Source organism: Serratia sp. AKBS12 (assembly GCF_024793895.1).
Classification (GTDB): domain Bacteria; phylum Pseudomonadota; class Gammaproteobacteria; order Enterobacterales; family Enterobacteriaceae; genus Serratia_F.
The window spans coordinates 126,798-147,068 of record NZ_JANUSB010000009.1; the positions used below are offsets into that span (position 1 = coordinate 126,798).

A 20,271-nucleotide genomic window follows, 5' to 3' on the forward strand; every position below is an offset into this window, starting at 1 on the left:
AATTCATCGTGGCTTCGTAATGTGTTGTTCTTTACCAATATAAGGAATAAATATGCGAAACTGGCAAGGTAATACCACACGATTAGCGGTATCTCTGGCGCTGTTGGCGATGTTCTGCCCGGCGCTGCATGCTGAGGAAGCAATGAAGTCCACGATGTCCCATTTTGCCTATATCGGCTCTTACAATCCCAACGGCGAAGGGGTTTACCGGGTGCAGGTCGATCCGACCAGCGGCGCGCTGAGCGGTAAAACCCTGGTCAGCACCTTGCCGAATCCGGCCCAGTTGGCCGTCGATGCGGCCGGCCGCACCCTGTACGTGGCCAGCGAGGTGGCAGACTTCAACGGTGGTAAGCATGGTGCGATAAGCGCGCTGCGCATCAACGAGCGCGACGGTAGCCTGACACCACTGAATCAGGTGGATTCGCAGGGCGCCGGGCCGGTATTTCTTTCGCTGACACCGGACGGGCGCCATTTGCTGGTGGCGAATTATATCAGCGGCAGCGTGGCGGCGTTCCCGCTGGACAGCGAAGGCCAGTTGAAGGAAGCCAGCTCGGTGCGCCAGCAGCAAGGCCCAGCGGGGGCGAGCAAGCCGGTCGCGGCGGTGGAGGGCAGCTTTGCCATCAGCGATCACAATGGCCCGCATGCGCATATGATCGCCAGCGATCCGAGCGGTAAGTTCGTCTTCTCAACCGATCTGGGTCTGGATCGTATCTACCAGTGGCGTTTTGACGATACCCGTGGCGAACTGACGCCAAACGATCCACCGTGGATCGCGGCCTCGTCGCCTGGGGCTGGCCCGCGCCACTTTGTATTCCACCCGGACGGCAAAACCTTGCTGCTGGTGAACGAAGAGGCCTCTACGCTGACCAGCTACCGTTTTGATCGCCAAAAAGGCACGCTAACCCAGCTGCGCGTGGCTTCTACCCTGCCTGCGGATTACAAGGGTACCAGCTTCGCTGCCGGCCTGGCGCTCAGTCAGGACGGTAAAAACCTGTACGTCGCCAACCGGCTGCATAACAGCATCGCGCAGTTCAGCATCGGCAACGGTGGCAGCATGACGCTGGTGGGCGATACCTGGACACGGGGTGATTATCCACGCACCGTCACGCTCAGTCCGAGTGGGCGTTATCTGTACGCGCTCAACCAGCGCAGCGATAACATTACGCGTTTTCGCGTCGATCCACAGAATGGCAGGCTCAGTTTCGTGAACGGCTACACCCCGGTAGGCAGCCCTTCGCAAATGGTATTTGCACCGGCAACGAAGTAACCCGTGGCCCGCCTGGCAGCAGGTGGGCGACCTGACATTGGAATGACTATGGTGAGATTTCCCTATCCCCGTTTGGCTTATCTGTTTGACGCATTGCAGACGGAAACGCTGCCGCAGGATGAACTGGCGAAGCGCTTTGCGGTTTCCACCCGCACGGTGCGGGCAGACATTACGGCGCTGAATGACATTCTGGAAAAATACGGCGCGCGCTTTGTGCATAGCCGCGGAGCCGGTTATCGGCTACAGGTGGACGACGCGGCGCTGTTTAGCGGGTTACAGCGGCAGGAGCGCCGCAAGCACGCCACGCCACGCACCGCCCAGGAGCGCGTGCACTATCTTTTGATTCGTTTTTTGACCTCAGCCTTCTCTCTGAAGTTGGAGGATTTAGCCGATGAATGGTTTGTCAGCCGGGGCACGCTGCAAAACGACATGGCTGAGGTGAGGGAACGGCTGGCGCATTACCAGTTGACCATCGAAACCAAACCGCGTTACGGCATGAAGCTGTTCGGCTCCGAGATGGCTATCCGCGCCTGCCTGACCGATTTGCTGTTCCAATTGCATCTGGCGGATGCCGAGAATCCATTGCTGAATAACGAGATCCTGCTGCAACCGCAGGTGGCAACCTTTGCCGGTTTGCTGCACCCACTGCTGTCGCAGTACGCCATACGTCTGACCGACGAAGGCGAACAATATCTTATCTTCTATTGTGCGGTGGCGCTGCGCCGTATCGGCGACGGCTATCCGCTGCCGGAGTTTGACGTTGAAGATGGCGACGAAGCGGTGCGCAAGGCGTCGACCTGGCTGGCGGGTGAATTGGGCAAGGCGGCCGGTAAAGAGGTCTCGGCCGCGGAAGAAGCCTACCTGCGGGTGAATATCGCGGCGCGGCGGGTACAGGACGTGCGCCCCAGCGAGATCAACGCCGATGACGAAGAGGCGCTGGTGGACTACATCCTGTCCTACATCAACGCGCACTATAACTACAATCTGCAAGGCGACAAGCAGCTGCGTGCCGATCTGCTCACTCATATCAAGACCATGATTACCCGGGTGAAATACCAGATCAACATCCCCAATCCGCTATTGGCCAACATCAAGCAGCACTATCCGATGGCCTACGACGTGACGCTGGCGGCGGTAGCCAGCTGGGGAAAATATACGCCCTACACGCTGAGCGAAAATGAGATTGGCTATCTGGTGCTGCACATTGGCGTTGGGCTGGAGCGCCATTACAACATCGGCTATGAGCGCCATCCGCAGGTGATGCTGGTGTGCGACACCGGTAATTCGACGGTGCGCATGATCCAGGCGCAGATCGCGCGCAAGTATCCGCAATTGGTGATGACGCGCATTGTCTCGCTGCGTGATTATGAAGTGCTGGCGCATATTGATGAGGATTTTGTCATTTCCAACGCACGCATCAGCGAAAAGAACAAGCCGGTGGTGGTGATGTCGCCATTCCCGACCGAATATCAGCTCGAACAGCTGGGCAAGCTGGTACTGGTGGACCGTACCAAACCGTACATGCTGGAAAAGTTCTTCGACGCCAGCCATTTCATGATCGTCAATGAGCCGCTGACCCAGCAGCAACTGTTCCGCAAAGTGTGCGCGCAGCTGGAGCAGGAAGGCTATGTCGGCGGGGATTTCTACCCGTCGGTGGTCGAACGTGAAGCGATCGTTTCCACCCTGCTGGGGGAAGGTATTGCGCTACCGCATTCGCTGGGCCTGCTGGCGAAAAAAACCGTGGTGGTGACGCTGCTGGCGCCACGGGGCATTGCCTGGGGCGATGGGGAAGTGGCACAGGTGATATTTCTGCTGGCGATCAGTAAAAGCGATTACGAAGAAGCGATGGCGATTTATGACCTGTTTGTCACCTTTGTGCGCGAACGTTCGATGAGTCGGCTGCTGGGTAGCAACGACTTTGACAGTTTCAAAGCGGTGGCGCTCGACTGTCTGAGCCGCATTTAAACCGCCGAACGTGGCATTGAGCGTTCAGCCCTCTGCCGTGTTACCCACGGTTCAGTCCTCATCAAAACCGGAGTTGAACAGCTCGATCACCGCTGCCAGCGCTTGCTGCTCTTCCGGGCCACTAGCTTCCACTTCAATCTGCCGGCCCTGAGCGGAATCCAGCATCAGCAAGGCAATGACGCTGCTGGCTTCGGCTTCGGTGCCGCTGTCGTTACGCAGCAGCACCTCGGCGTCAAAACTTTGTACCAGCTCAAACAGCTTCATCGCCGGGCGAGCGTGCATGCCCAGCTTGTTTTTGATTTCAACCGTTTGTCTGACCGTCATTGCTTGCGTTTTTCCAGGGTACGGTGGCGCGACTGCACGTTCTTGCCGCGCGAACGGAAGTAGTCGGCCAGCTGTTCCGCCACGTAGACCGAACGGTGTTTGCCGCCGGTACAGCCAATCGCCACCGTCAGGTAGCTGCGGTTGTTGGTTTCCAGCATTGGCAGCCACTGTTCGAGATAACTGCGGGTTTGGTAGATGAAGTTGTGTACCTCGGTATGGCGATCGAGGAACGACGCCACCGGTTTATCCAGGCCGGTCATGGGGCGCAGCTTCGGATCCCAGTGCGGGTTTGGCAGGAAACGCACGTCAAACACGTAGTCGGCATCGATCGGGATACCATGCTTGAAGCCGAATGATTCGAATACCATCGTCAATTCACGCTCACGCTTGCCCAACAGGCGGGTGCGCAGCATTTCCGCCAGTTCGTGCACGGACATTTCGGAGGTGTCGATGATCAGGTCGGCGCGTGAGCGCAATGGCTCCAGTAAATCGCTTTCTTCATCGATGGCGCTTTCCAACGACAGGTTCTTGCTGGAAAGCGGATGCAGACGGCGGGTGTCACTGTAGCGGCGAATCAGGGTATTGCGGTCGGCGTCGAGAAACAACAGCTGTGGCGAAAAGCTGTCCGGCAGCTGGGTCATGGCATACTCAAACACTTCCGGCGATTCCGGCATGTTACGCACGTCGATGCTTACCGCCGCGGAGCTGTTGCGTTCGGCCAGCGTCTGGGCAAGCTGCGGCAGCAGCACCACGGGCAGGTTATCAACGCAGTAAAACCCCATATCTTCCAGCGCCCGCAAGGCGACAGATTTCCCTGAACCGGAACGGCCGCTGACAATCATCAGCACCATGTGGCAACTCCCCCTGGCATCTCGGCGGTATTTATCACCGCCGTTGAAAATATGAGCCCGATGCAAACCGGGTTCCATGACAAATAGACAGTATCGCTATCAACGCCGGATGTCACCCCGGCTAAAAGGTTATTCGGTAATGATTTGGTAAAGTTCTTCATCACTCTGTGCGGCACGCAGGCGGCGGCAGACGGTTTTATCCGCCAGACGCTTGGCGACCAGAGACAGGGTGTGCAAATGCGTTTTGCACTGATCGGCCGGTACCAGCAAGGCGAACAGCAGATCGACCGGCTGGTTGTCGATGGCGTCGAAGGCGATCGGTTGGTCGAGACGGATAAACACGCCAACGGCCCGCAGGGTGTCCTCTTCCAGTTTTCCATGGGGTATGGCAATGCCGTTGCCGATACCGGTACTGCCCATGCGCTCACGGGTGAGAACCGCGTCAAACACCACCTGCGGTGGCAGGTTAAGTTGTTTTGCTGCCAGCTCGCTGATAATTTCCAGAGCGCGTTTCTTGCTGTTGCAGTGTACCGAGCTTCTGGTGCACTCGATACTCAGTACCGAGCTTAATTGCATTGTTTCGTTGTTCATCTCATCTTCACTTAAAGCCATGTTTATCAGACTATTTTACCGGCCATTTTGCCCCCGGGCAGAGCCCGAACCCTTCGCGTACTCGCGTGTGCGCTGCGGATCCTGCTTGCTGGCCGTGACGCAAACTGCCTGCGCCAATGACGCCTGAAAAGATGGCTTTCGCCTGTTTTAACCCTGATTACCGTTCGGCGCGTTACCCATGCAGGTAACGCGCCGATAGCCGAGGCTGCGTTAAGCAGCGCCTCTGGTGGAAAGTGGCCCAGAGTGTCAGTGTTGCTTCAGTTTGTCTTTATGTTTGTTCAATTGCCGCGCCAGTTTATCAATCAGGCAGTCAATTGCAGCATACATATCTTCTTTTTCCGAGGTGGCGTGCAACTCGCCTCCATTCACGTGCAGCGTCGCTTCTGCGATCTGCTGCACTTTTTCCACACTTAAAACGACATACACCTGATTGATCCGATCGAAATACTGTTCGAGCTTGGCAAATTTGGCGTTCACAAACTCACGCAATGGATCGGTGATGACGATGTGGTGTCCGGTAATGTTGAGCTGCATAATGTCTTCCTTCTCTATTGAGGTCAAACCAACTGTTTGCGCTGGTTCGACGGCGGGATGGACAAAGACTCTCGGTACTTGGCGACGGTGCGCCGTGCCACCATGATCCCCTGATCGGAAAGCAGGGTGGCCAGTTTGCTGTCGCTCAGCGGTTTGGCGGGGTTTTCCGCCGCGATCAATTTCTTCACCAGTGCCCGGATGGCCGTCGAGGAGGCTTCGCCACCGCTGTCGGTGTTCACATGGCTTGAGAAGAAATATTTCAACTCGAAAATGCCGCGCGGGCTGTGCAGGAACTTCTGCGTGGTCACGCGTGAGATCGTCGATTCATGCATATCCACGGCCTGTGCGATATCCGCCAGCACCATGGGTTTCATAAATTCTTCACCTTGTTCAAAGAACGCTTCCTGCTGCTCGACGATGCACCGTGTGACTTTCAGCAGCGTATCGTTACGGCTTTCCAGGCTCTTGATCAGCCACTTCGCTTCCTGCAGGTTACTGCGGATAAACTGGCCATCGGCTTCGCTGCGCGAGCTGTTGCCCAGTGCGGCATATTGCTGGTTGATCTTCAGACGCGGGATGCTGTCGGCGTTAAGTTCCACCGTCCACTTGCCCTGCACCTTGCGCACCAGCACGTCCGGAATGACGTACTCCGATTCACCGGTGTTGATCGACTGTCCCGGGCGTGGGTCGAGTGACTGAATCAGCAGCATCGCTTCTTTCAGTGTATCTTCTTTTGCGCGCGTTGTTCGCATCAGGCTGCGAAAGTCGTGATTGGCCAGCAAATCCAGATGGTCGCTGATGATCTGCCGCGCTTCGTTGAGGTAAGGGGTGTCCTTGGCGTACTGGGAAAGCTGAATCAGCAGGCAGTCGCGCAGGTCACGGGCCGCCACGCCGATCGGATCGAAGCGCTGAACGCGTTTCAGCACGGCCTCCACTTCGTCCATTGAGACATTCTCGTCGCCTATGCTTTCCAGAATGTCTTCCAGCGGGACGGTGAGATAACCGGTATCGTCAACCGCATCGACGATCGAGGTAGCGATGGCGGCGTCGGTATCTGAAAATGGCGTCAGATCCACCTGCCACATCAGGTAATCCTGCAGCGTTTGGGTGGTTTCGCCCTGATAGACCGGCAGTTCGTCGTCGCTGTAGTCGGTACCGGTACCGGACGGTGTACCAGCGGTGTAGATCTCATCCCAGGTGGCGTCCAGCGGTAGTTCTTCCGGCATGTCCTTCTGTTCTAACGCTTCACGGGTGTCCAGGCCTTCGGTCTCGGTGGTTTCCTTCGCGTCGATCTCGTCGTGCAGGTCGGTTTGTTCAAGCAGCGGGTTGCTCTCTAACGCCAGTTGGATCTCCTGCTGGAGTTCAAGCGTGGACAGCTGCAGCAAGCGAATGGCCTGCTGTAGCTGGGGGGTCATGGCCAGTTGTTGACTGAACCTGAGTTGCAAACCTTGCTTCATAGTCTTTTTTCTACTTCCGTTAACCGCCGTCCGTCAGGATCAGCTGGCAATCACAGGCGGAATTCTTCGCCCAGATAAACGCGTTTCACCTGCTCGTCGGCCAAAATGGCGTCCGGTGTGCCGTGGGCGATCAATTTACCCTGGCTAACGATATAGGCGCGTTCACACACGTCCAGCGTTTCGCGTACGTTATGGTCGGTGATCAGCACGCCGAGACCGCTGTCACGCAGGTGCTCGATGATTTTCTTGATGTCGATAACGGAAATCGGATCAACCCCGGCAAACGGCTCATCCAGCAGGATGAATTTCGGGTTGGCGGCCAGCGCGCGGGCAATTTCGACGCGGCGGCGTTCACCACCGGACAGTGCCTGGCCAAGGTTGTCGCGCAGATGAGAAATATGGAATTCTTCCATCAGTTCGTTGGCACGGTCGGCGCGTTGTTCGCTGGTCAGGTCCTCGCGAATCTCCAGCACCGCCATCAGGTTGTCATACACGCTCAGACGGCGGAAAATCGACGCCTCCTGCGGCAGATAGCCGATACCGCGGCGCGCGCGGGCATGCAGCGGCAGAATGCTGATGTCTTCGTCGTCAATGACGATGCGGCCAGCGTCACGCTGTACAATACCGACCACCATATAGAACGTGGTGGTTTTACCGGCACCGTTTGGCCCTAACAGGCCGACGATTTCGCCGGAGTTCACTTTCAGGCTGACGTCTTCAACGACTTTTCGGCCCTTGTAGGCTTTCGCCAGATTTTCTGCGATGAGTGTTGCCATAAGTAATTAGTTGCTCTTTTTCTGCTGCCCGTTTTTGTCCTGCAACTGCGACGGTACCAGCACCGTCTTCACGCGGTTGCCTTTAGCGCTGAACGCCTGCATCTGCTGCTGTTGCACCAGATAGGTGATGCGATCGCCTTTGACATTGCTGTCGAGCTGTTCCAGATAGGCGTTGCCGGTCAGGGTAACCAGCTGTGGCGCCACGTCGTAACGGACTTTCTGCGCATGGCCTTTCACCGGTTTACCGTTGTCTTGCATCTGATAGAAGGTAACCGGATTGCCGAACGCTTCGATATAGGTCTTGTTCTGATCGCCGCCCGGACGAGTCACCACTACCTTGTCGGCTTTGATTTCAATGGTGCCCTGTTTGATCACCACATTGTCAGTGAAGGTGCTGACGTTGCTCTGCATGTCCAGAGCCTGCTTCAGCGAGTCAATGCTCACCGGTTGATCGGAGTCGGATTTCAGCGCCAGTGCCGGGGCGCTGACGGCCAAAACGGTGCTGGCAATCAATAGATTACGGAGTTGTTTTTTGGTTCTGAATTTCATAGTTGGTCTTAACCTTATCAATCAGCTCAGCGGTTTTGGCCCGCAGGTTCCCACGCATTTTCATGCCGTTAGAGGTGAAGTTGGTGCCAAAGAGCGTCACTTCATCGTCGGAGGACACGTCCTGAGTCACCAGATTTACCTGAGCATTGTCCGTTTTAATCTTTTCCAGTTGCGAGGTGGTAGTCAGGCTGTTCACCTCAACGTGGCCATACAGATACAGCATGCGGTCTTTGGTCAGTTTGGCGCGGTCGGCGCGTACCGACCAGGTGGCAACGGCGTTTTCATCAAACAGCGTCATCACCGGCTGGGTAAACCAGCTCAGCTCGTCGGTGGTGTAATACTTCACGTCCTCTGCCACCAGTTTATAACTTAATTTACCGGCCGGGTTGTAGACGATAGTGACCGTATGCTGGCTCTGATAGGTCGGGGCCTGGGTATTAATCGGCTCGGCCGTGCTATCGTCGTCGAAATCCGCCATGTTCCAGCCAATCAGGGCCAGTACGATCACCGTCAGTATGATGGTGATCCAGAATTTGGTTTTGCTCATATCGACAGCCCTTTGGCGTCCTCCAGCTTGTTCTGAGCCAAAAGAATGATGTCGCACAGTTCACGTACTGCGCCGCGGCCACCGGCAATGCGGGTGACATAATGGGCACGCGGGGTCAGCAGAGGGTGGGCATCCGCCACCGCCACCGCCAGACCAACCTGGGCCATCACCGGCCAGTCGATCAGATCGTCGCCGATGTAGGCCACCTGATCCGGTGACAGCGACAGTGTATCCAACAGTTCACGGAAGGCCAAAAGCTTATCGGACTGCCCTTGATACAGATAGTTAATTCCCAGCGTTTTTGCCCGGTCCTCCAACAACTTGGCGCAACGCCCGGTGATAATGCCTACCTCGATATCCGAGGTTTTCAGGCAGCGGATGCCGTAGCCGTCGCGCACGTTGAAGGCCTTCAGCTCCTCGCCGTTGTTGCCCATGTAGATCAGGCCATCCGACAGCACGCCGTCGACATCGCAAATCAGCAGGCGGATTTTCCCGGCCCGTGCCATCACTTGTTCCGTTACCGGCCCGTAGCAGGTTTCAACCGTACTCATTCAATATCCTCAGGACTTCTTTCTAAAACAGGCTGAGCGCAGCGGCAGCCTGAAACTCATACCACGCCGGCGCGCAGCATGTCATGCATATGTACCACACCCAGCAACTGGTCGCCATCGGCAACCAGCAGCGCGGTGATATGGCGCTGTTGCATCAGGTTGAGCGCATCTACCGCCAGGGTGTTCGGGCGCACCCGTACGCCACCGAGCGTCATGACGTCGGCGATCCTGGCATGGTTCAGATCGATGCCCATATCAAACACCCGGCGCAGGTCGCCGTCGGTAAAGATACCGGCAATTTTCATCAGATCGTTGCAGACCACCGTCATGCCAAGATTCTTGCGGGTGATTTCCAACAGTGCGTCGCGCAGTGACGCGTCGGCGCTGACGTGTGGGATTTCGTCGCCGCTGTGCATGATATCAGTGACGCGCAGTAACAGGCGGCGGCCCAGCGCGCCGCCAGGATGCGACAGCGCAAAATCTTCCGGGGTAAAACCGCGGGCCTTCAACAGCGCGACTGCCAGCGCGTCGCCCATCACCAGCGTTGCGGTGGTGCTGGTGGTTGGTGCCAGGCCGAGCGGACAGGCTTCCTGCGGCACTTTGATACACAGATGGATGTCAGCGGCCTTGCCCATGGAACTGTCGGGGTTGTTGGTCATGCAGATCAATGGGATGCGTTGGCGCTTCAGTACCGGGATCAGCGCCTGAATCTCGTTGGACTCGCCGGAGTTGGAAATCGCCAGTACGATGTCTTGTGCCGTGACCATGCCGAGATCGCCATGGCTGGCTTCGGCAGGATGCACGAAAAACGATGGTGTACCGGTGCTGGCAAAGGTGGCGGCAATCTTGCAGCCGATGTGGCCGGATTTGCCCATGCCCATCACCACCACTTTACCGCCGCAGGCGGCGATCGCTTCGCAGGCGCGGGTAAAATCGTCGTTAATGTAGCGATCGAGCTGGGCCAGCCCGTCGCGTTCGATCTGAAGCACTTCTTTACCGGCTTGCTGAAAATCGAAGCCGGATTGCAACTCAATGTTCGACATGCTTGTTCCCGTCGGTTAGACCTGCATCCGTTACGATGGCAGGGGCATTGGCGGTTTTTATCGTTCGCCGCTTGTGCGGTCTGCACTCGCCGCCCTCCGTTTCCTCGCCGCTATTGGCCACCGCCAACTGCGCTGAAAGGGTTGAAAAACAGCACCGCAAGATACGCAATAAAGCCACATAATAACAGAGCGCCCGCCAGATGGCCGATGCGATGTTTACGGCCGATGCACAGTGCGCTGAGCACCACGCTGACCGCCAGCATTACCCAATAGTCGCGTTGGTAGGCTGCCGGGTTGATGCTGCCCGGTGACAGCAGCGCCGGGACGCCTAGCACAATCACCGAGTTGAAAATATTCGAGCCGATAATATTGCCTATCGCCATATCGTCTTCGCCTTTCAGGGCGCCGGCGATGGAGGTGGCAAGCTCGGGCAAGCTGGTGCCGACCGCGATGATGGTCAAGCCGACCACCAGTTCGCTCAGGCCGAAATAGTGGGCGATCACCGTTGCGTTATCGACAATCATCCGCGAGGAGAGCGGCAAGATGATAAACGCCAGCAGCAGCCACAGCATCGCTACGGTGTTGCTGCTGTCCTGCGGCAATTCGGCGATTTGCTCCACCGTCAGGCTGTCGTTGCCTTCGTGCTGTGCCAGCCGGGCGATTTTCAGCATCAGCATGATAAATCCGGCGGCAGCGGCCAGCAGAATGACCCCGTCCAGTCGGCTCAGATGGCTGTCCATCAACACAAAGCCGCACAATACTGTGACCGCCAACATCAGCGGCAGTTCGCGCCGCAGCACTTCCGAACGTGCTGCCAGCGGATGGATCAGCGCGGCAACGCCCAGTATCAGCAGGATATTGGTAATGTTGGAACCCAGTACGTTGCCGACCGCCATGTCGATCTGGCCGTTCAGGGCGGCAGTAACCGACACGATAAGTTCCGGCAGCGAGGTGCCGATGCCGACGATGGTCATGCCGATAATCAGCGGCGGCACGCCCAGCGAACGGGAAATGACCGCCGCGCCATACACCAGGCGATCAGCGCCATACACCAGTAAAAATAAACCAACGATAAGTAACGCTATCGCGAGAAACATGCAAAGTCCTTGGGGGTGATTATCCCGTTCGTTGGTTAAATGCTGCAATTCAGCTATCTTGCTTGCCCATAGTGGTCTGCGGCAGAGCCGCGACGCGTTTCCCAGGCTAAAATTCGTTCAGTTTCATTTTTTTGCGTTTTATGTCTAATTTTGACCGTGTGCAGCAGAAAAGTAAAACCAATGGCACCATTGGTAGCGAAATGCGGGTAAGTTTTTGTAAAAATGGGCCGCGTGGCGCCCATTCGATTATTATCACGGGTAAATTCGTATCCCAATGCGTCGAACAGGACGCAGGAATCCGTCAAATGAGCGGTATGTAAGGATCCAAACATGCTTCAGAAGGCAGACAATCTGGTCGAAGTGCGTGGCATGAGTTTTTCACGTGGCGATCGGCTGATATTTGAAGACATCAACCTGACGGTTCCCCGTGGCAAGGTAACGGCGATCATGGGGCCGTCCGGCATCGGTAAAACCACGCTACTGCGCCTGATCGGTGGCCAACTGGCGCCGGACCGCGGCGAGATCTGGTTTGACGGTGATAACATTCCCGCGCTGTCACGTCACCAGCTGTACGAATCTCGCAAGAAAATGAGCATGCTGTTTCAGTCCGGCGCGTTGTTCACTGACCTGACGGTGTTTGAAAACGTGGCGTTTCCGCTGCGTGAGCACAGCGCATTGCCGGAAGAGATCCTGCGCACCACCGTACTGATGAAGCTGGAGGCGGTCGGCCTGCGTGGTGCAGCCGAGCTGATGCCCAACGAACTGTCTGGCGGCATGGCGCGGCGTGCGGCGCTGGCGCGTGCCATTGCGCTCGACCCGCAACTGATCATGTTCGATGAGCCGTTCGTCGGTCAGGACCCGATCACCATGGGCGTACTGGTAAAGCTGATCGACGAACTGAACCATGCGCTGGGTATTACCTGCATTGTGGTGTCGCACGATGTGCCGGAAGTCCTGAGCATTGCCGATTATGCTTACATTGTGGCGGAAAACCGCGTGATTGCCGAAGGCACCACGCCGCAATTACAGAACAATCCCGATGCGCGGGTGCGCCAGTTCCTGGATGGTATTGCCGATGGGCCGGTGCCATTCCGTTATCCGGCCGGTGATTACCGTGCCGAACTGTTAGGATAAGGGAGTAACTATCCTCATGTTATTACAGGCGTTAGCGTCTTTTGGACGCCGAGGTATCAACACCAGTGCCGCCTTTGGGCGTGCGGGGCTGATGCTGTGGGGCGCGCTGATCGGGCGGCCCGAACCGCGCAGGCAATGGCCGTTGCTGGTGAAGCAACTCCACAGCGTCGGTGTGCAATCCCTGTTGATCATTATGGTTTCCGGACTGTTTATCGGCATGGTGCTGGGGTTGCAAGGCTATCTGGTACTGACCACTTACAGCGCCGAAGCCAGCCTCGGCATGATGGTGGCGTTGTCGCTGCTGCGTGAACTCGGACCGGTGGTGACCGCGCTGTTGTTCGCCGGTCGCGCCGGCTCGGCGCTCACGGCGGAAATCGGCTTGATGAAAGCCACCGAACAAATCTCCAGCCTGGAAATGATGGCGGTCGATCCGCTGCGACGCATTGCGGCGCCCCGTTTCTGGGCCGGTCTTATCAGCATGCCGCTGTTGACCATCATTTTTGTTGCCGTGGGTATCTGGGGCGGTTCGGTGGTTGGCGTAGACTGGAAGGGCATCGACAGCGGCTTCTTCTGGTCGGCGATGCAGGGCGCCGTAGAATGGCGTCAGGATTTGCTCAACTGCCTGATCAAGAGTGTGGTATTTGCCATCACCGTTACCTGGATTGCTATCTTTAACGGGTATGACGCGCTGCCGACCTCCGAAGGGATCAGCCGGGCAACGACCCGAACCGTGGTACATTCGTCTCTGGCGGTGTTGGGATTGGATTTCGTGCTGACAGCACTGATGTTTGGGAATTGAGTCGATGCAAACGAAGAAAAGTGAAATCTGGGTTGGGGCATTTATGCTGATCGCGCTGTGCGCCATCATTTTTATCTGCTTGCAAGTGGCGAACGTCAAATCGATCGGCAATGAGCCGACTTACCGTATCTATGCCACATTCGACAATATTGGTGGCCTGAAACCGCGCTCCCCGGTGAAGATCGGCGGGGTGGTGATTGGTCGGGTGGCGGATATCGCGCTCGATCCTAAAACCTATACGCCACGCGTCGCGTTGGATATCCAGGATAAATACGATCAGATCCCGGACACCAGCTCGCTGGCGATTCGCACCTCTGGTCTGCTGGGTGAACAGTATCTGGCATTGAACGTCGGTTTTGAAGACCCGGACATGGGTACGACTATCCTGAAGGATGGTGGCACCATTCAGGACACCAAATCAGCAATGGTTCTGGAAGACTTGATCGGCCAGTTCCTGTACAAAAGCGGCGGTCAGGATGGCGCAGCCAAACCGGACGAGGCGGCCAATGCGCCGGCTGCCGGCGACGCCATGCCATCTGCCACCCCGAGTCATTAAAAGAGGAAGCCTGCATGTTTAAACGTTTATTGATGGTTGCCCTGCTGGTGGTTGCACCGCTGGCGAACGCGGCGGATCAAACCAATCCGTACAGCATGATGCAAGAAGCGGCGCAAAAAACCTTCGACCGCCTGAAAACCGAGCAGCCGAAAATCAAGCAGGATCCTAACTATCTGCGCACCATTGTGCATCAGGAACTGATGCCTTATGTACAGGTAAAATACGCCGGTGCCCTGGTGCTGGGGCGTTATTACAAAGAAGCAACGCCGGCGCAGCGCGAAGCGTACTTCACTGCGTTCCAGGCCTATCTGGAACAGGCTTACGGCCAGGCGCTGGCGCTGTATCACGGCCAGACCTACCAGATTGCGCCGGAAAAACCTTTGGGGAACGCCGATATCATCGCCATCCGCGTGACCATCATTGATACCAATGGCCGTCCGCCGGTTCGCCTGGATTTCCAATGGCGCAAAAACACTAAAACCGGTAACTGGCAGGCTTATGACATGATCGCCGAAGGCGTCAGCATGATCACCACCAAGCAAAACGAGTGGGCATCTACGCTGCGTACCAAAGGCATTGATGGCCTGACCCAGCAGTTGCAGGCCGCGGCCAAACAGCCAATTACCCTGGATCAGAAAAAGTAATGGCATCATCCCTTCGCTTTGACGCACGGCAGCAAACGCTGGTACTGAGCGGCGATTTGGATCGGGAAACGCTGCTGCCACTATGGCAACAGCGTGGTTCCCTGCTGGCGGGCAAAACTGCGGTTGACGTGGCGCAGTTGCAGCGGGTTGACTCGTCCGGGCTGGCGCTGCTGGTGCATCTGTGCGCACAGCAGCAACGCCAGGGCGTGGAGTTGCAGATTATCGGCGCCACCGATCGGCTGAAAACGCTGATTACCTTGTACAACCTGCAAGAAATAATGCCTGTCGATACCGCCGTTTAGCGCGTTTTTCTGGCGTTTTGCCACCGTTTGCCCAGAAAGCCCCTGTTACACAGGGGCTTTTTCTTTAGTTTAAGAAAGCGCCGTATTCCTCTAAGATGTCAGGCTGATTATGATCCTTTACGGCAGAACTGGATACTATGGAAAATAACGAAATTAAAGACGTGCTGATGAACGCATTGGCACTGCAAGAAGTACACGTAACCGGCGACGGCAGTCACTTTCAGGTGATTGCGGTGGGCGAGATCTTTGCCACCATGAGTCGGGTAAAAAAACAGCAGGCCGTCTATGCACCGCTGATGGAATACATTGCGGACAATCGCATTCATGCGTTGTCGATCAAGGCATATACCCCTGAAGAGTGGCAGCGCGATCGCAAACTCAACGGATTTTAAAGCGGCATCCCCTCGGGGCAGTCGGCGATATCCAACATAAACGGCGTTACATCAAGCGGGCACAAGGTGCGTATCGATCAGCGCGTTTGGCCGAATGGCTCGAGCAGTAAATCTCGATGCTAGATTGGTCCGCGGTTACCGCGGCCGAACAAGCCAGACCGATGGGCAGGGCGAACAATCTCTCCTTGCCAGCGCCGATGCGGCTCCCGCGATGCAGGCCCAGGTTAATGAAATAATAGAGAGTAGTCAGATGGATAAATTTCGTGTGCAGGGCCGGACCCGCCTGAGCGGTGAAGTGGCTATTTCCGGGGCGAAAAATGCTGCCCTGCCGATTCTGTTTGCTGCGCTATTGGCAGAAGAGCCGGTTGAGCTACAGAATGTTCCTAAACTCAAGGATATCGACACCACCATTAAGCTACTCAACCAGTTAGGCACCAAGATCGAGCGTAACGGTTCGGTATTCGTGGATGCCAGCGGCGTGCATGAGTTTTGCGCACCGTACGATCTGGTGAAAACCATGCGTGCGTCCATTTGGGCGCTGGGTCCACTGGTGGCGCGCTTTGGCCGTGGCCAGGTTTCCCTGCCGGGCGGCTGCGCCATCGGTGCACGTCCGGTCGATCTGCACATCACCGGCCTGGAGCAGTTGGGTGCGGAAATCAAGCTGGAAGAAGGCTACGTTAAAGCGTCGGTTGACGGCCGTCTGAAAGGCGCGCATATCGTCATGGACAAGGTGAGCGTTGGTGCTACCGTCACCATCATGAGCGCGGCGACGCTGGCGACCGGCACCACCATCATTGAAAACGCCGCACGTGAACCGGAAATTGTCGATACCGCCAACTTCCTCAACACCCTGGGTGCCAAGATCAGCGGCGCCGGTAGCGACAAAATCACCATTGAAGGCGTCGAACGCCTGGGTGGCGGCGTGTACCGCGTACTGCCTGACCGTATCGAAACCGGGACTTTCCTGGTAGCGGCGGCGATTTCCGGCGGTAAAGTACTGTGCCGCGACACCCGTCCCGATACGCTGGATGCGGTGCTGGCCAAGCTGCGCGAAGCCGGTGCCGACATTGAAGTTGGCGAAGACTGGATCAGTCTGGACATGCACGGCCAGCGGCCAAAGGCGGTGACCGTGCGTACTGCGCCGCACCCAGGCTTCCCGACCGACATGCAGGCGCAGTTCAGCCTGTTGAATCTGGTGGCAGAAGGGACTGGCGTGATCACCGAGACCATCTTCGAAAACCGTTTCATGCACGTGCCGGAACTGATTCGCATGGGCGCACATGCGGAAATCGAGAGCAATACGGTGATTTGCCACGGGGTTGAGCAACTGTCCGGCGCGCAGGTGATGGCGACCGATTTACGCGCGTCAGCCAGCCTGGTATTGGCTGGTTGTATTGCCGACGGCGTGACCATTGTCGATCGTATTTATCACATCGACCGTGGCTATGAGCGTATCGAAGACAAGTTGCGTGCGTTGGGTGCCAATATCGAGCGGGTGAAAGGCGAGTAACGACTGCGCTATTGCGTCACCTAACCAGCAAAAGCCCGGCTGATTCAGTCGGGCTTTTTTGATCTCAATTGCTGTCTTCGGGGAATTCACCCACCGTCATTCGCAACGTTATGCGTTTGCCGTCGCGCAAGACCACGACCGGGATTTCCGTTCCCGGGCGTATTTCTGCAACCTGATCCATGGTTTCCAGTACCGCGACCGCCGGTTTGTTGTCTACGTTGACTATCACGTCGTTAATATGGAAACCGGCGTTGGCGGCCGGGCCGTTTGGCGTGATTTCCGTGACGATGATGCCTTGCAGACGTTCAATACCCGAGGTGGAGGTGCGCAGCGGGATGATCTCCTTGCCCTGAATTCCAAAGTAGCCGCGAATCACTCGGCCGTCACGGATCAGTTTGTCGAGGATTTTGGTTGCCAGTTCGGTTGGAATGGCGAAGCCCAGCCCCTCGGGGGTCTCACCGTCGGTGACCTTGTCATAGGTCAGGGTATTGATGCCCATCAGTTCACCTAACGAGTTGACCAACGCGCCGCCGGAGTTGCCGCGGTTAATCGACGCATCGGTTTGTAGAAAGGTCTGGCGGCCGGTGGTGCTCAGGCTGATGCGGCCGGTGGCGCTGATAATCCCCTGGGTCACGGTCTGGCCGAGGTTATACGGGTTGCCGATGGCCAATACCACATCGCCGATATGTGCCGTGCGTTTGGTGTTGATCGGAATCACCGGCAGGTTGCCGGGGTCGATTTTCAATACGGCCAGATCGGTCAGGCTGTCGGAACCGACCAGCAGGGCTTCGTAGCGCCGGCCGTCCTGCAACACCACGGTGATTTGCTGCGCATCCTTGACCACGTGACGGTTGGTCAGGATATAGCCGCGATCGTTCATGATCACCCCAGAACCCAGCGAAAGCACGTTCGGCGCGCCGTTCATGTTGCGATTATAAATATTGACCACCGCCGGTGCCGCACGGCGCACGGCCTTGTTATAACTGGTCGGGGTTTCGTCGACGGTACTCTCAAGCCTGGTTGCAAACAGTTGATTGGACGAGCGCAGCACGGGAAGCGCTGCCAACAGCAGGCCGGCAACGATCAAACCAATTACAACGGAACGCAAGAGCTTAGCAAACATGGAGTTTTAATACGTGAAATGAAAGATGGACGGAGAATACCACGAGTTAACCGGGCACAGTATGTTACCGAGCCCGGTTTTTGCACAAATTAACGCAACAGCAAATACAGGGTTTCGCCGCCGCGCACGATGTTGAGCGCCATTACCGGTGGTTTGGCTTCCAGCACTTTGCGCAGCGCGGTGATGTTTTCGACCCGCTGACGGTTGATGCCGATAATCACATCGCCTTTTTGCAGGCCAACCTGGGCTGCCGGCGTGCCCTTTTCAACGTTGTCGATCTTGACGCCTTTCGCCCCGCCGGCAATTGCGCCATTGCTGAGTGAGGCGCCCTGCAACGCCGGAGAAAGGGTTTCCGCGCTGGTGGTTGCCGTTTCGCTATTATCCAGCGTCACCGACACTTCCTGCGGCTTACCGTCGCGCAACAGGCCGACCTTGATGGTTTTACCCGGAGCGGTGGTTCCGACCTTGGCGCGCAGTTCGGCAAAACTGCTGACCGGTTTGCCATCCACCGACACCAGTATGTCGCCGGCCTTGATGCCGGCCTTGGCAGCCGCAGACTTCGGCAGCACTTCGCTGACAAACGCGCCGCGTTGGGCGTCGGTGTTGAACGCCTTCGCCATGTCCGCAGTCATTTCGCTACCCTTGATGCCGAGCAGACCGCGTTTGACTTCGCCAAATTCGATCAACTGCTGGCTAAGGTTCTGCACCATGTTGCTCGGGATGGCGAAGCCGATGCCGATGTTGCCTCCGCCCGGCGCCAGAATGGCGGTGTTGATGCCGATCAGCTCACCGTTCAGGTTGACCAGGGCGCCGCCGGAGTTACCGCGGTTGATGGAAGCGTCGGTCTGGATGAAGTTTTCCAACCCTTCCAGATTCAGACCGCTGCGGCCCAGTGCAGAGATAATGCCCGAGGTGGCGGTCTGGCCCAGTCCGAACGGGTTACCGACGGCGACGGCGAAGTCACCAACGCGCAGCGTGTCGGAATCGGCCATTTTTACTGCGGTCAGGTTTTTGGCGGTGACTTGCAGCAGCGCGATGTCGGTCTGTTCATCGCGGCCAATCAGCTTGGCGTCGAACTCACGGCCATCGTTCAGCTGTACCTTGATTTTGTCGGCGTTGGCGATGACGTGATTGTTGGTCAGGATATAGCCTTTGGCGGCATCGATAATCACGCCGGAGCCCAATCCTTCAAACGGGCGAGAGCTTTGCTTTTGCGTAGGGAAATTGGGGCCGAAGAAATATTTGAATTCTTCTGGCAATTGCTGGCGTTGCACCTGAGTCCCTTCAATATGCACGCTGACCACTGCGGGTAACACTTTTTCCAGCATCGGCGCCAGGCTTGGCAATTGCTGCCCCTGAACGGCGAGTGGTAAAGCCGCGTTGGCCACCGGTACGGAGGCGAGCGTCAGGCCAATGCTCATTGCGAGTGCACTAAGTATTAACGACTTTTTCTTCATTGATGTTAACTCTCTCAATACCTGCCGGTGAAAGTGTGATGATAAGGCAATTGCGTTGCCACAGTGAAGTTAAGACCGTGAATTTGCGTGAAAAGTTCACTGAAGCCCTGTCTTAAGCATAGCGCAGGGGCGGGGAACGGTAAGCGGGCAGGAGCAAAAGCCCGCGGCGCAGTGGCTCACGGGCTGAATGTTAACGCTTAGTCGCGGCGTGGTGCGCCACGCAGCAGGCCGGATGCACCTTCAGAGTAGTCGCGCGGCATTTCAACCGGCGCCTGATCGTTGTCCGCTTCGGATTCGGTCAGACGATAGCGGAACGGATTGTCCTGCATCGGCAGATCCGGCAGCAGGTTGTTGGAGCTTTTCGCCATATGCTGATACAGCTGACGATAATCGCGTGCCATGTTATCCAGCAGCTCTGCGCTACGGGCAAAGTGGCCCACCAGTTCCTGACGATACTCTTCCAGCTCGGTTTTGCTTTTGTCCAGTTCGTTCTGCAAAACCTGTTGTTGACGTAATTTACGGTTACCAAAGCGCATCGCTACCGCACCAATGACGATACCGACCACCAAACCAATCAGCGCATACTCCCAGGTCATGATGACTCCTTTTGTGACTTCGTTGTTCCGCAGGGATTTTTCACTTAATAATATCCACTATAACCGTTAACCTTGTCCGAGTGGAATCCTGATGCGCTTTTACCTCCGGCAACCAGGGTTTTTGCGTGCGCCGCAGCGCGGGTAAATGTGGCGATAACCGGACAACTCACCGGTAACGCGTTGCT

The 20,271-nt window shown here is 56.7% G+C and carries 23 protein-coding genes; 9 read left to right on the forward strand and 14 right to left on the reverse strand.

Annotated elements, in window-relative coordinates; genetic code table 11:
• Nucleotides 1-52: 52 nt before the first annotated feature.
• Nucleotides 53-1,267 (forward strand): lactonase family protein, encoded by a 1,215-nt coding sequence (locus NYE85_RS06965; protein WP_259003966.1) that lies wholly within the window; start codon nucleotides 53-55, stop codon nucleotides 1,265-1,267.
• Between the two features lie 48 nt (nucleotides 1,268-1,315).
• The gene (locus tag NYE85_RS06970; protein ID WP_259003967.1) at nucleotides 1,316-3,232 is read left to right on the forward strand and encodes a transcription antiterminator; all 1,917 of its coding nucleotides are present in this window, start codon (nucleotides 1,316-1,318) and stop codon (nucleotides 3,230-3,232) included.
• 51 nt (nucleotides 3,233-3,283) lie between these two features.
• On the opposite strand, the gene npr is transcribed toward NYE85_RS06970, so the two are convergent.
• From npr to NYE85_RS07025, 11 genes are all read right to left on the reverse strand, one after another.
• Nucleotides 3,284-3,556 carry a PTS phosphocarrier protein NPr gene (npr, locus tag NYE85_RS06975; protein WP_259003969.1) on the reverse strand — a complete coding sequence of 91 codons (273 nt, stop codon included), beginning with the start codon at nucleotides 3,554-3,556 and terminating at the stop codon, nucleotides 3,284-3,286.
• Entirely contained in the window at nucleotides 3,553-4,407 is an 855-nt protein-coding gene (rapZ, locus tag NYE85_RS06980; RefSeq protein ID WP_004958122.1) for an RNase adapter RapZ, read from the reverse strand. Before rapZ ends, npr begins: the two co-directional genes overlap by 4 nt.
• 129 nt (nucleotides 4,408-4,536) lie before the next feature.
• Nucleotides 4,537-4,998 (reverse strand): PTS IIA-like nitrogen regulatory protein PtsN, encoded by a 462-nt coding sequence (gene ptsN / locus NYE85_RS06985; protein WP_088499798.1) that lies wholly within the window; start codon nucleotides 4,996-4,998, stop codon nucleotides 4,537-4,539.
• A 267-nt stretch (nucleotides 4,999-5,265) separates the two neighbouring features.
• On the reverse strand, nucleotides 5,266-5,553 hold the full coding sequence (hpf, locus tag NYE85_RS06990; protein ID WP_039991660.1) for a ribosome hibernation promoting factor: 288 nt from the start codon (nucleotides 5,551-5,553) through the stop codon (nucleotides 5,266-5,268).
• Between the two features lie 23 nt (nucleotides 5,554-5,576).
• Entirely contained in the window at nucleotides 5,577-7,010 is a 1,434-nt protein-coding gene (rpoN, locus tag NYE85_RS06995; RefSeq protein WP_259003972.1) for an RNA polymerase factor sigma-54, read from the reverse strand.
• Nucleotides 7,011-7,060: 50 nt separating this feature from the next.
• On the reverse strand, nucleotides 7,061-7,786 hold the full coding sequence (lptB, locus tag NYE85_RS07000; RefSeq protein WP_004958131.1) for an LPS export ABC transporter ATP-binding protein: 726 nt from the start codon (nucleotides 7,784-7,786) through the stop codon (nucleotides 7,061-7,063).
• Nucleotides 7,787-7,792: 6 nt separating this feature from the next.
• Nucleotides 7,793-8,335, reverse strand: a complete 543-nt coding sequence (gene lptA, locus NYE85_RS07005; protein ID WP_259003974.1) for a lipopolysaccharide ABC transporter substrate-binding protein LptA — start codon at nucleotides 8,333-8,335, stop codon at nucleotides 7,793-7,795.
• Nucleotides 8,304-8,882, reverse strand: coding sequence for an LPS export ABC transporter periplasmic protein LptC (gene lptC / locus NYE85_RS07010; protein ID WP_259003975.1), 579 nt, complete (start codon nucleotides 8,880-8,882; stop codon nucleotides 8,304-8,306). The genes lptA and lptC overlap by 32 nt, the downstream gene beginning before the upstream one ends.
• On the reverse strand, nucleotides 8,879-9,433 hold the full coding sequence (kdsC, locus tag NYE85_RS07015) for a 3-deoxy-manno-octulosonate-8-phosphatase KdsC (protein ID WP_259003976.1): 555 nt from the start codon (nucleotides 9,431-9,433) through the stop codon (nucleotides 8,879-8,881). Before kdsC ends, lptC begins: the two co-directional genes overlap by 4 nt.
• Nucleotides 9,434-9,489: 56 nt before the next feature.
• Entirely contained in the window at nucleotides 9,490-10,476 is a 987-nt protein-coding gene (gene kdsD, locus NYE85_RS07020; RefSeq protein WP_259003977.1) for an arabinose-5-phosphate isomerase KdsD, read from the reverse strand.
• A gap of 110 nt (nucleotides 10,477-10,586) precedes the next feature.
• The gene (locus tag NYE85_RS07025) at nucleotides 10,587-11,573 is read right to left on the reverse strand and encodes a calcium/sodium antiporter (protein WP_259003978.1); all 987 of its coding nucleotides are present in this window, start codon (nucleotides 11,571-11,573) and stop codon (nucleotides 10,587-10,589) included.
• 330 nt (nucleotides 11,574-11,903) lie between these two features.
• Between NYE85_RS07025 and mlaF the strand changes: the two genes are divergently transcribed.
• The 7 genes from mlaF (at nucleotide 11,904) to murA (ending at nucleotide 16,910) form a co-directional block, all read left to right on the forward strand.
• On the forward strand, nucleotides 11,904-12,707 hold the full coding sequence (mlaF, locus tag NYE85_RS07030) for a phospholipid ABC transporter ATP-binding protein MlaF (protein ID WP_259003980.1): 804 nt from the start codon (nucleotides 11,904-11,906) through the stop codon (nucleotides 12,705-12,707).
• A 16-nt stretch (nucleotides 12,708-12,723) separates the two neighbouring features.
• Nucleotides 12,724-13,506 carry a lipid asymmetry maintenance ABC transporter permease subunit MlaE gene (gene mlaE / locus NYE85_RS07035; RefSeq protein WP_259003982.1) on the forward strand — a complete coding sequence of 261 codons (783 nt, stop codon included), beginning with the start codon at nucleotides 12,724-12,726 and terminating at the stop codon, nucleotides 13,504-13,506.
• A 4-nt stretch (nucleotides 13,507-13,510) separates the two neighbouring features.
• Nucleotides 13,511-14,062 (forward strand): outer membrane lipid asymmetry maintenance protein MlaD, encoded by a 552-nt coding sequence (gene mlaD, locus NYE85_RS07040; RefSeq protein ID WP_259003983.1) that lies wholly within the window; start codon nucleotides 13,511-13,513, stop codon nucleotides 14,060-14,062.
• A 14-nt stretch (nucleotides 14,063-14,076) separates the two neighbouring features.
• Entirely contained in the window at nucleotides 14,077-14,706 is a 630-nt protein-coding gene (gene mlaC / locus NYE85_RS07045; RefSeq protein ID WP_259003984.1) for a phospholipid-binding protein MlaC, read from the forward strand.
• Complete coding sequence (mlaB, locus tag NYE85_RS07050) at nucleotides 14,706-15,008, forward strand: lipid asymmetry maintenance protein MlaB (RefSeq protein ID WP_259003985.1); 303 nt, start codon at nucleotides 14,706-14,708, stop codon at nucleotides 15,006-15,008. Before mlaC ends, mlaB begins: the two co-directional genes overlap by 1 nt.
• A gap of 137 nt (nucleotides 15,009-15,145) precedes the next feature.
• Nucleotides 15,146-15,400, forward strand: a complete 255-nt coding sequence (gene ibaG, locus NYE85_RS07055; RefSeq protein ID WP_259003987.1) for a BolA family iron metabolism protein IbaG — start codon at nucleotides 15,146-15,148, stop codon at nucleotides 15,398-15,400.
• Between the two features lie 250 nt (nucleotides 15,401-15,650).
• A complete protein-coding gene (gene murA, locus NYE85_RS07060; RefSeq protein ID WP_259003988.1) occupies nucleotides 15,651-16,910 on the forward strand; it encodes a UDP-N-acetylglucosamine 1-carboxyvinyltransferase in 1,260 nt (419 codons plus the stop codon).
• Nucleotides 16,911-16,974: 64 nt separating this feature from the next.
• On the opposite strand, the gene degS is transcribed toward murA, so the two are convergent.
• From degS to zapG, 3 genes are all read right to left on the reverse strand, one after another.
• Nucleotides 16,975-18,033, reverse strand: a complete 1,059-nt coding sequence (gene degS, locus NYE85_RS07065; RefSeq protein WP_259003989.1) for an outer membrane-stress sensor serine endopeptidase DegS — start codon at nucleotides 18,031-18,033, stop codon at nucleotides 16,975-16,977.
• A gap of 89 nt (nucleotides 18,034-18,122) precedes the next feature.
• Nucleotides 18,123-19,490 carry a serine endoprotease DegQ gene (gene degQ, locus NYE85_RS07070; RefSeq protein ID WP_259003991.1) on the reverse strand — a complete coding sequence of 456 codons (1,368 nt, stop codon included), beginning with the start codon at nucleotides 19,488-19,490 and terminating at the stop codon, nucleotides 18,123-18,125.
• 197 nt (nucleotides 19,491-19,687) lie between these two features.
• Nucleotides 19,688-20,086, reverse strand: coding sequence for a Z-ring associated protein ZapG (zapG, locus tag NYE85_RS07075; protein ID WP_259003992.1), 399 nt, complete (start codon nucleotides 20,084-20,086; stop codon nucleotides 19,688-19,690).
• Nucleotides 20,087-20,271 lie beyond the last annotated feature (185 nt).

Bases quoted from the DNA above. Each gene is read 5' to 3' on its own strand.
- hpf (WP_039991660.1), bottom strand. From the start codon at position 5,553: ATGCAGCTCAACATTACCGGACACCACATCGTCATCACCGATCCATTG.
- mlaE (WP_259003982.1), top strand. From the start codon at position 12,724: ATGTTATTACAGGCGTTAGCGTCTTTTGGACGCCGAGGTATCAACACC.
- NYE85_RS07025 (WP_259003978.1), bottom strand. From the start codon at position 11,573: ATGTTTCTCGCGATAGCGTTACTTATCGTTGGTTTATTTTTACTGGTG.
- npr (WP_259003969.1), bottom strand. From the start codon at position 3,556: ATGACGGTCAGACAAACGGTTGAAATCAAAAACAAGCTGGGCATGCAC.
- mlaD (WP_259003983.1), top strand. From the start codon at position 13,511: ATGCAAACGAAGAAAAGTGAAATCTGGGTTGGGGCATTTATGCTGATC.
- zapG (WP_259003992.1), bottom strand. From the start codon at position 20,086: ATGACCTGGGAGTATGCGCTGATTGGTTTGGTGGTCGGTATCGTCATT.
- kdsD (WP_259003977.1), bottom strand. From the start codon at position 10,476: ATGTCGAACATTGAGTTGCAATCCGGCTTCGATTTTCAGCAAGCCGGT.
- degS (WP_259003989.1), bottom strand. From the start codon at position 18,033: ATGTTTGCTAAGCTCTTGCGTTCCGTTGTAATTGGTTTGATCGTTGCC.
- NYE85_RS06970 (WP_259003967.1), top strand. From the start codon at position 1,316: ATGGTGAGATTTCCCTATCCCCGTTTGGCTTATCTGTTTGACGCATTG.
- kdsC (WP_259003976.1), bottom strand. From the start codon at position 9,433: ATGAGTACGGTTGAAACCTGCTACGGGCCGGTAACGGAACAAGTGATG.
- murA (WP_259003988.1), top strand. From the start codon at position 15,651: ATGGATAAATTTCGTGTGCAGGGCCGGACCCGCCTGAGCGGTGAAGTG.
- lptC (WP_259003975.1), bottom strand. From the start codon at position 8,882: ATGAGCAAAACCAAATTCTGGATCACCATCATACTGACGGTGATCGTA.
- NYE85_RS06965 (WP_259003966.1), top strand. From the start codon at position 53: ATGCGAAACTGGCAAGGTAATACCACACGATTAGCGGTATCTCTGGCG.
- ibaG (WP_259003987.1), top strand. From the start codon at position 15,146: ATGGAAAATAACGAAATTAAAGACGTGCTGATGAACGCATTGGCACTG.
- mlaC (WP_259003984.1), top strand. From the start codon at position 14,077: ATGTTTAAACGTTTATTGATGGTTGCCCTGCTGGTGGTTGCACCGCTG.
- rpoN (WP_259003972.1), bottom strand. From the start codon at position 7,010: ATGAAGCAAGGTTTGCAACTCAGGTTCAGTCAACAACTGGCCATGACC.
- mlaF (WP_259003980.1), top strand. From the start codon at position 11,904: ATGCTTCAGAAGGCAGACAATCTGGTCGAAGTGCGTGGCATGAGTTTT.
- rapZ (WP_004958122.1), bottom strand. From the start codon at position 4,407: ATGGTGCTGATGATTGTCAGCGGCCGTTCCGGTTCAGGGAAATCTGTC.
- mlaB (WP_259003985.1), top strand. From the start codon at position 14,706: ATGGCATCATCCCTTCGCTTTGACGCACGGCAGCAAACGCTGGTACTG.
- degQ (WP_259003991.1), bottom strand. From the start codon at position 19,490: ATGAAGAAAAAGTCGTTAATACTTAGTGCACTCGCAATGAGCATTGGC.
- ptsN (WP_088499798.1), bottom strand. From the start codon at position 4,998: ATGAACAACGAAACAATGCAATTAAGCTCGGTACTGAGTATCGAGTGC.
- lptA (WP_259003974.1), bottom strand. From the start codon at position 8,335: ATGAAATTCAGAACCAAAAAACAACTCCGTAATCTATTGATTGCCAGC.
- lptB (WP_004958131.1), bottom strand. From the start codon at position 7,786: ATGGCAACACTCATCGCAGAAAATCTGGCGAAAGCCTACAAGGGCCGA.